We start from the raw sequence: 11,752 nt of genomic DNA on the forward strand, positions 1-11,752 counted from the left end.
ATCTACTCTATTTTACCTGGATGACCAAGTATTTGGATACACTCCAGAATTCAGTAGGATTAGTAATTTTCAATGTCAACTGACCTTTATCGTCTTTCACCAATTCGTATGAACCTGCCGGATGAGTAGTCAACAGTTCGGCACGCTTAGAGTACAACTTGATTTCTTTAGTTGTACGGATATCGATTTGAGTGAAATAATCTTTGTTGAAATCAGCACTTTTCAGCACATCTCCGCTTTGAAGAATCTTCTGAGCTTTTAACTCTGATTTTGTACCAAATACAAACCATGCTGCGTTCAGGCTCTTTTCCTGCTCGGCAACGGTTTTAGCTTTTGCCTCGTTTTCGGCAGTCAATGTTTCTTTTTCTGCGGAAAGATCGCTAACGGCAGCATCCAATTCCTGAATACGTATATTCTTAGAAGCCAATTCAGTCTGGAGTTCTTCAATACGCTGTTGTTTTGCATTTAACTCAGCTGTCAAAGCCTCAACCGCTTTCTTCAGTTGAGTAGAGTTATACTTACTATTCTTCAGTTGAGCCTGCAACTTGGCAATCTGTGCCTTGTTCTCTTCCATCTGTTTAGATATAAACTCAATGTCGGAAGCAATCTGTTGTTTCGCACTGGCTGAATTCTCAGTGATCGTTCCGCGTTGTAAGTCCACACGGCTTTCGGCAGCGTTGATCTTACGGAAACCTTCCTGTACTTCATTGAAAGTCCCCATCATATCATCCAGTTCAGCATTGCGCTGGGTAAGTTCCATCAAAAGAGAATCATTTTCAGCCTTCAAGTCTTTATTCCCACCTTTAAAGCTATCACACGAAGCCAACATGGCTGCGCACACAAATAAAACTGCTAACTTTTTCATACGTCTACGTTTTACGTTTTTTAAAATGAAGTTATTTTAATCGTCTATTCCTGCTAATACTATCACAATCTCGCCACGCGGTTCGGTAGCGGTAAAGTGTTCTATCAATTCAGCCAAACTACCCCGAACTGTTTCTTCATGGAGTTTGGATATTTCTCGCGACACGGTTGCCTGACGCTCCATACCGAAATATTCGGCAAACTGCGTCAACGTCTTCAACAGACGGTGGGGCGATTCATAAAACACCATAGTACGGCGTTCTTCCGCCAATGCCTTCAATCGTGTCTGCCGTCCTTTCTTCTGAGGAAGAAATCCCTCAAAACAGAACTTCTCATTTGGCAATCCCGATGCAACAAGCGCCGGAACAAAAGCGGTCGCTCCCGGCAGGCACTGCACTTCAATGCCGTTGCGCACGCATTCACGAACAACCAAAAATCCGGGATCTGAGATTCCGGGTGTTCCGGCGTCCGAAATTAATGCCACCGTTTCACCTGCCTTTATTCTATTAACAACACTTTCCACCGTTTTATGTTCATTAAATTTATGGTGGGATTGCATTGCGTTCTTTATTTCAAAATGTTTCAGCAAGATTCCAGAAGTGCGTGTGTCTTCCGCCAAAATCAGATCGACTTCTTTCAAGACTTTGACAGCCCGAAATGTCATGTCTTCCAGATTCCCTACCGGCGTTGGCACTACATATAGCTTTCCCATTCTTCTCTCATGCTGATTGGTTAAAATACTTCTTTAATAACTCAAGGAAGTCACTTAATGTTTCGTTTTCCTCGTTGAAATTAACTTTTGAAGAAAGGAACGCAACGGCTGTTTTATAAGAGCTCATAGCCGATAGTTGCTCCACAACACGATTCATCAACTCAACATCCCCTCCGAATAATTCACGTGAGAAACGAAAAGAGTCATTCAGACTGATAGAATGACGCAAACCGGCAGAGGTCTTTATACTTTCGCCCAATACAGAAGAAGGCTTGACTTCCTCCGTCTCAGTATCGGCCGACACTTTTGTCTCTACTATCACCTCTTCCGCCACAGGTTCAGAAGCATTCTCGCAAGGAACAGAAGCATTTTCCCGAACAGGTTCCAGTTCCTGCAATACCTCATCCAAACATCCCTGCATATGAAGAATATTCTGTTTCAACAGTTCAAACACAGCCTTAGTCGGTTCTTTAGAATATAAATCCATCAGATACTTCAACCCATGAACATCCAACTCAATATCTGTTAACAACTTCTGTTTCATACTAGTCTATTGTTAATATGATGCGAATGTAGGAATAAATTATGCAATAACTTAAAATAATGGATAATTTAACAGTTCTTGCACATTGAATTGCTTACCTTTGTCCGCATATTATTTAATCAAGAAAACACAAAATCACATGGTATTATTTTCAGAAGACCACATACAGGAGACAAGAAGAAGAGGTAGAATCGAAGTTATCTGCGGCTCCATGTTCTCCGGAAAGACAGAGGAGTTAATCCGCAGAATGAAAAGGGCAAAGTTTGCCAAACAACGTGTAGAGATATTCAAACCGGCCATCGATACACGTTACTCGGAAGAAGACGTAGTCTCTCACGACAGTCATTCCATCGCCTCCACTCCTATTGATTCATCAGCCAGTATCCTGCTGTTTACTTCCGAGATAGATGTAGTAGGTATCGATGAAGCACAATTTTTCGACAGTGGGCTGGTCGACGTATGCAATCAGCTTGCCAATAACGGTATACGCGTCATTGTAGCCGGACTGGATATGGACTTCAAAGGTAATCCGTTCGGACCTATGCCTCAATTATGTGCCATAGCCGACGAAGTTTCCAAAGTTCATGCAATCTGTGTAAAATGCGGACAGTTGGCTTCTTTCTCTCATCGTACAGTGAAGAATGAAAAACAGGTTCTTTTGGGCGAAACGTCCGAATACGAGCCTTTGTGCAGGGAATGTTATCTCCGTGCGCGCGAAGAAGACGAAAAGCAAATATAAACTCTATAAATAAAAACAGATTATGGAAAGAAAGAAGATAACATTCGACAGTTTCATACGCGGCTCTATCGGATGTGTATTAGTAGTAGGAATATTGATGCTTGTAGAACGTCTCAGCGGAGTGTTATTGCCTTTCTTCATTGCCTGGCTGATTGCTTATATGATTTATCCGCTAGTCAAGCTCTTCCAATATAAGCTACGGTTGAAAAGCCGTATCCTTTCCATTTTCTGTGCTTTGTTTCTGATTAGCGCTATCGGAATCACCGTATTTTATTTGCTAGTACCGCCTATGATTTCCGAAATGAGCAGAATGAACGATTTATTAGTGACTTATCTCAGCAATGGAGCCGGAAATAATGTACCTAAGAATCTCTCCGAGTTCATTCACGAATATGTTGATCTTCAAGCATTGAACCGTATATTAAGTGAGGAGAATATCCTAGCGGCAATCAAGGATACCGTACCCAGACTGTGGACATTGCTTGCAGAATCCCTCAATATCTTATTCAGTATCTTTACCTCCTTTATCATATTATTATATGTAGTCTTTATATTGTTGGATTATGAAGCAATAGCCGAAGGATGGTTGCATCTGTTACCGAATAAGTACCGTACATTTGCATCCAATCTGGTACGTGACGTACAGGATGGCATGAATAAGTATTTCCGTGGTCAGGCGCTAGTTGCTTTTTGCGTAGGTATTCTTTTTAGCATAGGTTTCTTGATTATCGACTTCCCGATGGCTATCGCTTTGGGACTCTTCATCGGCGCTCTGAATATGGTTCCCTACTTGCAGATCATCGGTTTCTTTCCTACCGTCCTACTAGCTATTCTCAAAGCTGCAGATACCGGAGAGAATTTCTGGATCATCATCGCATGTGCATTGGCTGTCTTCGCTGTTGTTCAAATCATACAAGATACTTTCCTCGTCCCCAAAATCATGGGAAAGATCACCGGCCTAAACCCTGCCATCATTCTCTTGTCTCTCTCTATCTGGGGTTCATTGATGGGAATGCTCGGCATGATTATCGCTCTGCCGTTAACGACTTTAATGCTTTCCTATTACCAACGTTTTATTATCAATAAAGAAAAGATAAAATATGACGAAGCAGAAATAACTGATAATCAAGAAACAAACCATAAAGAGATAAAATAATTAAAACTTTTTTCTACAGAACGCTTGCAAATTAAATAAAAGTAGCTACCTTTGCACCCGCAATCAGGAAATAACTGATTTGCAATAAGGATTGATTCGCTAGCTCAGCAGGTAGAGCACAACACTTTTAATGTTGGGGTCCTGGGTTCGAGCCCCAGGCGGATCACTTTTTAAAGCAGCAAAAATGCATAAAGCTCTGATAATCAAACTTATCAGAGCTTTTTCTTTTATATCAAACCTGCATTTTACCGCAAATTGGAACACCTAATACAGGTGAAATCGGAGGACTTAAATTCCTCCAAATTTTAGTCCTCCGAATTGGTGTTTTATTCGCTGATTGTCTGCATTTTACGTGATACTATTCATCGCTTCTAAAAGTAACTTTGAACCATTAAACTTTTAAAGTGTATGAGTATGAAAAGAAATTATTTTTCGGTCCTTTTCTACATCAAGAAGGCCAAATTATTGAAAAACGGAGAGGCTCCTATCTGTCTGAGAATAACTGTAAATGGGAAACGCGCGGAAATTCAAATCAAGCGTAGTGTGGAGATTGGTAAGTGGAATGCCCAAAGGGAATGTGCGATTGGTAAGGACAGAAAGCATCTGGAACTTAATCACTATCTGGAAACAGTACGTACCCGCGTACTTCGTATTCATCGTGAGTTAGAGCAGGATGATAAACCTATCACTGCTGAAATTCTGAAGAATTTATTCTATGGTGAGAGCCAAACTCCCAAGATGTTATTGGAAGTTTTCAAAGAACACAACACAAAGTATCGTGAGTTAATAGGGAAAGATGTGGTGAAAGCTACAGTGCTCCGTTATGAGAGAACCGTACGATATCTTGAGGAGTTCTTGAAAAAAGAATATCAATTAAACGATATTCCTCTTTACAATATCAACCATGAGTTCATATCCAATTTCGAATTCTTTATCAAAACAGAAAAAAATTGCGCACAGAATGCAACTGTTAAATATTTAAAGAATCTAAAGAAAATTATCATATTGGCACTTACAAATAAATGGATGACGGATAATCCATTCTCCGGAATCAGGTTCAAACAAACCCAATCTAACCGGGAGTTTCTCAGCGAAGAGGAACTACATATTATTATGGAAAAAAAATTTAAGATACCTCGTTTAGAAATAGTACGCGACATATTTGTTTTTTGCTGCCTGTCCGGATTAGCATTCACAGATATAAAACATTTACGTCCCGAGCATATTACAAAAGGTCCTAATGGGGAAAATTGGATTCGAAAGCCTCGTGAAAAGACAAATAACATGTGTCACATACCGCTTCTTGACATTCCCGCATTAATAGTTGAAAAATATAAGAACAATCCGATCTGTGTACAAAAGAACATGGTGCTTCCTGTACCTTGTAATCAACTGATGAACAGTTATTTGAAAGAAATTGCCGATATGTGTGGAATTACTAAAAAGTTAACGACCCATGTCGGCCGCCATACGTTTGCATGCATAGCTCTAGCAAATAAAGTGTCAATGGAAACAATCGCTAGAATGTTAGGACACTCAGACATACGAACCACGAAAATTTATGCAAAAGTTTTAGACACTACTGTTTCCAAAGAAATGGAAGTGATGAAGCATAAATTTGCCATATAACTTTCGAACAAAGGGGATGTCGCAAAAAACGACATCCCCTTTGTTCGAAAGTTATATCTCTCTGAATCTAAACAAACACACGTCTCTTTATTGAGTGTTAGCTCCTAGTAGTATCTCATCTATTTCTTTTTTCATAAGCCAATGGACTATTTCCTAGGTTTATTATCCTTGAATGTAATATCAATCTTGTAGTTGTCATCCAATTCCAGCGAAGCTTCATACTTTTTCCCTTTCTTACTGGTGAACTTGAGATATCCAGTGCGCTTTCCCTGTAACAGCAGGAGCATCTGGTTATCCGTCAGTTCCCTGCCGTTGAAGGTCCGGAACAAAAGAAAAGCGCAATCGGGATCGCCGCATTTGGCCACCTTATTGAAAACAGTAATTGTTTCTGCCCCGCACTTAGGGCATTTACAGTGCAGCAAGTCCAGATGGTCGAGTTTAAGAGTAAGCAGTTCAGACGTGATTTGCCGAGCGTAGGAGTTGATATTTTCCGTGAATGTTTCGGTGGAAACTTCTCCGGTTTCTATCTCATGTAACTCACATTCCCATCTTCCGGTCATGCTCACATTGGCAATCATCTTCTCTTTTACAATACCATATACTTCCAGTCCTTTAGGAGTGGGTATTAGTGATCGTCCACTTCTTTCCACATAGTGTCTGGTGATAAGCAGTTCGATAATTCCAGCCCGTGTAGCCGGTGTCCCTAGTCCGGAGTCTTTCATCGCTTCTTTCTCTTTTTCATCGCTCAAATTCCGACCACACCCTTCCATTGCCGCAAGCAGACTTGCCTCGGTGAATATCGGCTGTGGCTTGGTTTTCCTAGCTAACATATCAATGCCAAGAACGGGCAAAGTTTCACCCTCCTTAAATTCGAGCAGGAGGCTTCCTTCTTCTTTTTCATCCGGTTCATTATAAATGCCTCTCCATCCCGGAACCTTGATTTGGCACCCTTTAATTCCGAAAGAGGCTCCGTTACAATCAGCCTGTACAAATAACGTTTCTTTCAGGCATTTGCCGGAGAAAGCCTCCAGCATACGTCCTGCAATCATAGAGTAGATATTCTGCTCGTCAAGGGAAAGGTTCTGAGGAAAGTTCTCCGTAATGATTAATCCGTGGTGGTCTGTCATCTTGCTATCGTTCACACAGTGGCGGTTCAAAATCCGGCTACAGAGATTCTCCGCATGGCGTGCAAAACGGGGATGCTGCTTCAGCAAGGCGATGAGGGAAGGAACCTGCTCGAAGATGTCCTCTGTAATATAGTTACATCCGGTACGTGGATACGAGATGTAACCCGATTCATACAACTTTTGGGCAATGTTCAGCGTCTGCTCTGCGGTCAGTCCCAGTTTGGTGTTGGCACTTCGTTGCAGGGCGGTCAGGTCATATAGTAACGGAGCTTCTTCTGAAACTTCTTTTTTTCTCACCTGCACTACTTTGGCAGTTTTCTCTTCATAGACTTTTTTACGGGCTATGTCGAGGCTTTGCGGTGTATCATACTTTTCGGCGCAGGTCATAATGAGTTCTTCTCCTGCCTTCGTTGTCCGTAGTTGTAACAGGTAATAGAGTTTGGCTACAAAATCCCTGTTATCCAGATAGCGGCGGCAAATCATGGCAAGCGTCGGTGTCTGTACCCTGCCCAAAGAATAATTGCTCTTTCCGGCAGCCATGCTCAAAGACAAACTGGCATTCATACCGACTACCCAATCTGCTTCTCTCCGGGCTTTGGCAGCACGGTACAGGTTGTCAAACTCCCTGCTTGATTTAAGGTTATTGAACCCTTCCCGTATTGATTTTTCCGTGAGCGAGGATATCCACAGGCGTTTGGTTTCTTTGGTGTACCCCAGATAGTCAAGGACGTACCTGGCTATAAGTTCCCCTTCGCGGGCCGCATCCGTACAAATGATCACACTACCCGCCTGATTCAACAGTTTACGGATCACGTCCAATTGTTTCAATGCCGACGGATCAGCCCTATAACCATCTTCCGTCTTTACTTGGCGGACAACCAGTTTGAACGGATGGGGAATAATCGGCAACATCTCCTTTTCTGCACGGACGATACCGTAGTCTTGAGGCAGGGCCAATGCCAGCAGGTGGCCGTAAGTTCATGTAACGGCATAACCGTTTCCACTCAAATACCCTTCCTGTTTCTCCGTTGCGCCCAAAACCCGGGCGATACTGCGTGCCACGGACGGCTTTTCACAGATGCAAATCGTTTTCATCTTAGTTATCTTTTAATGTTGAATGACTATTTTATTTTTACACTCTTGGCTTTTGTCTTTCCCTTCCTCACCTTCTTCTTTGGTTCTTTGGGTACGGAGAGTTTCTCTTTTTTCTCCGATGCCTGTATGCCTTCCGCCAGATTCGGTACGGAAGTCTTCTTTGCTGGGAAACGGCTGATTAAATCCATTGAGAATCCGGTCATCCCGGCATCCAGTTTTACCAGGTCTGACGGTTGGAGGTATTTCTCCCCGTTCTTTCTGGCTGCCAGCTCATACATGACCGTTTCACGCCCTTGCAGGATTCCTTCATAATTCTGGTAAGGGAGGTTCGATTCGGACAGGCCGTTCTGACGGAGCATCCCACAAATCTCATCGGGCGGCAATCCCCCGAACTTCCGGTCAAAGGGAGAAGATAGGATATATCTGTATGTCACCAGGAGCTGTTTTTCGTGGCTCATATCGGGGCATCCTTCGTATCCCTGCAGTTGCCTTATCTTTTTTGCAATACTGCCAAGGCTCTTGAAAGCATTCCTGTCCCTATCCTGAAGAGGCATCCTGCCAATCCGAACCAGCTCCGTCTGGATGCGGTTCAGGTTGGATACTTCCCATTTATTCAACAGGCTACTGCGGTTGTTCAGGTACTCATCCCGGAGGATGGCAACCAAATTCCTCGTCTGGAGGAACAATCCGATCCGTTTTCCCCATGAGGGTTCGTGAAGGTTGGATGCGCTCCAGCGGATCGTATTGAAACGATAGGCGTCCATGAATTTCCTGAAAGGGTTCCGGTTTGTGAACAGGTTCCTGAAAGTCTGCAGGAATGCTTTTCTTCCGGCATCCCTACGGCTGCGTGGTATCTCGTTTTCGGGAATGAATGTGTTATTTATCAATTCCATAAGCACTATAATTTTGGCTTCGCCTGCTTTTGGGGAGAAGCGTTTTTTGTCTTGACTTTTTTCTTTTCATTGTCACGTGGAGATTCGGGTTTGTTATGCAGTTTCACGGCTGCCCGGACCTGTATAGTATCCTTCGAGACTCCAACAGACTGGATTGTCCGTTGATAATCCTTCCGCACCCCACCCCGGTTTAACAGTGTCCCGGCCAATGACTTGGCTGCGTTTTGCAGTTCACCCATCTTCTGTTGAAAAGGATAATCCCGGCGCAGATCCTTTTGCCGGATAATCTCACGGATACTTTTCTCCACGGGTAAGAAATCCTTTTTATAGGCAAACGATTCGTCCGCCGGTAAATGGGCATATCCTCTGTCAGCTATATCCTGAAGAGTCATGATATTCCAGTTTCGGGCGGAGAGTTCCAGTGCGTTAGCCGTAATAAACCGGTCGAGGTTTTCCCCTGTAGGATGCATGTCGAAAGTGACGGACGGCTTGTAATTCGCCAGAATTTCCATTGCCGCTTGCGGCATGGAGGTTTGATTCCCGTTGGAGAGTTCCAGCATCCGGCGTGATACGGTTTCTATCCGGTAGATATTCAACGATTCCACATCCTGTAGAGAGCCTGAGTAGAAATTATCCGCCGTTGATTGCAGGTAATCCCGAAACTTCCTCGTTCCGGATAATCCGTCATTGAATACCCGGATACCTTGTTCCGTTTCAACGATGGTATAGAATTGTTTGGCCTGTTTCCCTGATGCGACCTTTTCCATTGCATCCTCATAAGTAACAAAACGCTTATAGCCAGGTGAGTGGTCCAGTGCCTGAAAATTCTCTGCCGCCAGTTCCTTTTGGCATGCTCTCAGGTAGGCCGCTTTCCGTAGAGGAACAGAATTGTTTTCTGTGATACCTCCGTGAGAAACGATGAAACGAAGGGCTTTCTCACTGTCTTTTACCGGCAGTTTGCTGGTGAAAGGAATGTCCTTGGCGGGTATTCCCTCAAAATGCAGCAAAAGGTTATCCGGCACCGTTTTCTGTTCCATGGCTATCCGGGCGACAAGATCCATAAATACCGGAAAAGAGTCTTTATCCGTCGGGACATATGCTACGACCATGACAGTCGATACCCGCTTATCGGGCAGCAACTCTATAAACAGGCTTTTCAAATCTTTTTTTTCGGTTAGTCTGTCTTTTATTTTTTCCATCCATGCAGGCATGACAATCAGTTTTAGATACGGGGATTATGTGACTTGTTACGGCGGAGAACAGCCTTTTGCTTTTCCGATGCCGCCGATCCGGTCAGCTGCAATGGCGGACAGGTCAGTTTATATGCCAGACCAAGTATCCTGTCGGCAAGTTGCTGCTGTCTGTTTTGGATATTATAGAATGCTTTCTCACTATATCCTTTTTGGGATTGCAGTTCGGACATTTCCTGATCCAGTGGTTTGAAATCACCTTTGTAGGCGAATTCTCTATAACTCTCATTGGAATTGAAATCTGCCGGCAGACCGTATTCCCGTATGAAGAGCAGATTGAATATCTCTGCATTCTTCGGCGTTATCGATAAATGGTAATCTTCCGTGAACTGTTTGAAGGCATGATAAGTCGGTTCTATGGGATAGCCGCCTTTTTTCAGCAGTTCGGATTGCTCTATGGGATACAATGGCATTTTCGCCAATTCCCCATAGAAAGGATTGGATTGGAAAAAGCTCAGATGCTTCTGCATATAATGTTCCGTGCTATGGTTCGGATTGGAAATGTAGAATTCCCTGATCCGTTCCAGAGCCTGTACTTCCAGAGTGAAGAACCGGTCAGCCAGATATTGCAAATAGCATTGTTTGTAGACAGCTCCTTCATCCGTGGCAGGCAGGTAAACGGCACCTTTGGGAGTCTGTATGGAGATGACGGGCTCTATCTCTCTATTCTGCCGGTTATCCGGTGAAATTCCATAATCACGTTTTAAAATGTAGGCTGCCTGATCACGGATCAATGCTTTTACCTTCTCCTGTTCACCCTTGTTTTCTGCCGGAATATTCTGTAACGCATTAAACTGTGAGTTAAAAGAGTTCTTATGCATGAACGGAATTTGTCCGGTTATATAATCTATTCTATAAATTCCGGCTGTTTCTTGTAAAGACAGCAGCCGGAGTATCTGGGCATTTGCGATACTTGTAACTGTTCCATAGGAGGACGCGAATTTGTCATAAGCGTCAAACGTCGGTTCTATGCGATGGCTCCTGTCCAGTCGTGCATTTCTCAGGATAGCCGCATCCAGATATTGCGCTTTATCCGGTATAAAATCGTTTGTATATAATGAGAAGGGATTGGTGGATGTCTGAAACGCCTTTATAGCCTCTACATTCGGATTAGCCAGTTTGTACTGGTTGACAAACTCCGGTTTATCTTCGTCCGTAATAAAAAAATGGTCGGCCAGATGTTGCATATAGGAATGGCAGCACATCTTTCCGTAACCGGAATATTCAAACAAAAGCACTCCTTTTGCGGTTTCTACAGCGGTCAGGGTTTCTGACGGATCATCATGGAGGGTATTCTGTGCCAATGCGAAACGTTTGGCTTCCGGCTGTACAAGCAGGTAGTCCGCAAGCCCGCTGGATACCAGCATGGGCAGGCTTTTTTCTGCATCGCGTGAATAAAGGTATTCCAATCCTCTGAGTGGGACATTGTTTTGCATGCTTCCTCCGTTCTCACTGATAAATTTAGGTACCAGGCTGTTATCCTTGTCAAAGGGACGGATATCCGGGCAGGTTACTCCTGAGGGAAACTGGTAACGACACAAATCAAGATCAGGCAGGTGGCTTTGAACGAGGGATAGTTTGTACATTTCCCTTTGCCGCCGTAAATATTCGGTAAATCTTTGATTTGCCATCGATACTTCTTTCTCCGGTATCAGGTGTATTTCCAGTTGCCGGGGTTTTCCTTTGGAGTCCTGAGCAACAAAAAAATGAAGGATAAGTTCGGGATTTTTCTGTTTCATGTTT

The 11,752-nt window shown here is 43.4% G+C and carries 10 protein-coding genes and 1 tRNA gene; 4 read left to right on the forward strand and 7 right to left on the reverse strand.

Annotation, left to right across the window (positions count from 1 at the left end):
- Window positions 1–7 precede the first annotated feature (7 nt).
- From ACNOGP_RS00400 to ACNOGP_RS00410, 3 genes are read right to left on the reverse strand one after another with little or no spacing between them, the layout of a single operon-like run.
- Complete coding sequence (locus tag ACNOGP_RS00400; RefSeq protein ID WP_007767213.1) at window positions 8–865, reverse strand: hypothetical protein; 858 nt, start codon at window positions 863–865, stop codon at window positions 8–10.
- Between the two features lie 36 nt (window positions 866–901).
- Window positions 902–1,576, reverse strand: coding sequence for a 16S rRNA (cytidine(1402)-2'-O)-methyltransferase (gene rsmI, locus ACNOGP_RS00405; protein WP_007757915.1), 675 nt, complete (start codon window positions 1,574–1,576; stop codon window positions 902–904).
- Between the two features lie 7 nt (window positions 1,577–1,583).
- Entirely contained in the window at window positions 1,584–2,120 is a 537-nt protein-coding gene (locus ACNOGP_RS00410; protein ID WP_007767219.1) for a hypothetical protein, read from the reverse strand.
- A 139-nt stretch (window positions 2,121–2,259) separates the two neighbouring features.
- Here ACNOGP_RS00410 and ACNOGP_RS00415 point away from each other — a divergent pair, with 139 nt between their 5' ends.
- From ACNOGP_RS00415 to ACNOGP_RS00430, 4 genes are all read left to right on the forward strand, one after another.
- Window positions 2,260–2,859: a thymidine kinase gene (locus tag ACNOGP_RS00415; protein ID WP_143865256.1), complete on the forward strand. Its 600-nt coding sequence runs from the start codon at window positions 2,260–2,262 to the stop codon at window positions 2,857–2,859.
- A gap of 22 nt (window positions 2,860–2,881) precedes the next feature.
- Complete coding sequence (locus tag ACNOGP_RS00420; protein WP_418213786.1) at window positions 2,882–4,015, forward strand: AI-2E family transporter; 1,134 nt, start codon at window positions 2,882–2,884, stop codon at window positions 4,013–4,015.
- Window positions 4,016–4,108: 93 nt separating this feature from the next.
- Window positions 4,109–4,181, forward strand: a tRNA-Lys gene (locus ACNOGP_RS00425).
- Between the two features lie 242 nt (window positions 4,182–4,423).
- A complete protein-coding gene (locus tag ACNOGP_RS00430) occupies window positions 4,424–5,644 on the forward strand; it encodes a site-specific integrase (RefSeq protein ID WP_211737711.1) in 1,221 nt (406 codons plus the stop codon).
- Window positions 5,645–5,790: 146 nt separating this feature from the next.
- Here ACNOGP_RS00430 and ACNOGP_RS00435 read toward each other — a convergent pair whose 3' ends face one another.
- The 4 genes from ACNOGP_RS00435 to ACNOGP_RS00450 all read right to left on the reverse strand — a co-directional run bounded on the left by ACNOGP_RS00435 (window position 5,791) and on the right by ACNOGP_RS00450 (window position 11,748).
- Entirely contained in the window at window positions 5,791–7,683 is a 1,893-nt protein-coding gene (locus ACNOGP_RS00435; RefSeq protein WP_418214791.1) for a DNA topoisomerase, read from the reverse strand.
- 209 nt (window positions 7,684–7,892) lie between these two features.
- Window positions 7,893–8,765, reverse strand: a complete 873-nt coding sequence (locus ACNOGP_RS00440) for a hypothetical protein (protein WP_418213787.1) — start codon at window positions 8,763–8,765, stop codon at window positions 7,893–7,895.
- The gene (locus ACNOGP_RS00445) at window positions 8,765–9,970 is read right to left on the reverse strand and encodes a DUF6047 family protein (protein WP_418213788.1); all 1,206 of its coding nucleotides are present in this window, start codon (window positions 9,968–9,970) and stop codon (window positions 8,765–8,767) included. Before ACNOGP_RS00445 ends, ACNOGP_RS00440 begins: the two co-directional genes overlap by 1 nt.
- Window positions 9,971–9,981: 11 nt before the next feature.
- Window positions 9,982–11,748, reverse strand: coding sequence for a DUF6047 family protein (locus tag ACNOGP_RS00450; RefSeq protein ID WP_418213789.1), 1,767 nt, complete (start codon window positions 11,746–11,748; stop codon window positions 9,982–9,984).
- Between the last annotated feature and the right edge of the window lie 4 nt (window positions 11,749–11,752).

This window comes from Bacteroides difficilis (genome assembly GCF_048319815.1).
In the GTDB taxonomy this organism is placed as follows: domain Bacteria; phylum Bacteroidota; class Bacteroidia; order Bacteroidales; family Bacteroidaceae; genus Bacteroides; species Bacteroides zhangwenhongii.

What these genes read in the sequence shown, in the direction of transcription:
- ACNOGP_RS00420 (WP_418213786.1), top strand. Translation starts at nt 2,882, where the DNA reads ATGGAAAGAAAGAAGATAACATTCGACAGTTTCATACGCGGCTCTATC.
- ACNOGP_RS00445 (WP_418213788.1), bottom strand. Translation starts at nt 9,970, where the DNA reads ATGCCTGCATGGATGGAAAAAATAAAAGACAGACTAACCGAAAAAAAA.
- ACNOGP_RS00400 (WP_007767213.1), bottom strand. Translation starts at nt 865, where the DNA reads ATGAAAAAGTTAGCAGTTTTATTTGTGTGCGCAGCCATGTTGGCTTCG.
- ACNOGP_RS00415 (WP_143865256.1), top strand. Translation starts at nt 2,260, where the DNA reads ATGGTATTATTTTCAGAAGACCACATACAGGAGACAAGAAGAAGAGGT.
- ACNOGP_RS00430 (WP_211737711.1), top strand. Translation starts at nt 4,424, where the DNA reads ATGAGTATGAAAAGAAATTATTTTTCGGTCCTTTTCTACATCAAGAAG.
- ACNOGP_RS00450 (WP_418213789.1), bottom strand. Translation starts at nt 11,748, where the DNA reads ATGAAACAGAAAAATCCCGAACTTATCCTTCATTTTTTTGTTGCTCAG.
- ACNOGP_RS00435 (WP_418214791.1), bottom strand. Translation starts at nt 7,683, where the DNA reads ATGTTGCCGATTATTCCCCATCCGTTCAAACTGGTTGTCCGCCAAGTA.
- rsmI (WP_007757915.1), bottom strand. Translation starts at nt 1,576, where the DNA reads ATGGGAAAGCTATATGTAGTGCCAACGCCGGTAGGGAATCTGGAAGAC.
- ACNOGP_RS00410 (WP_007767219.1), bottom strand. Translation starts at nt 2,120, where the DNA reads ATGAAACAGAAGTTGTTAACAGATATTGAGTTGGATGTTCATGGGTTG.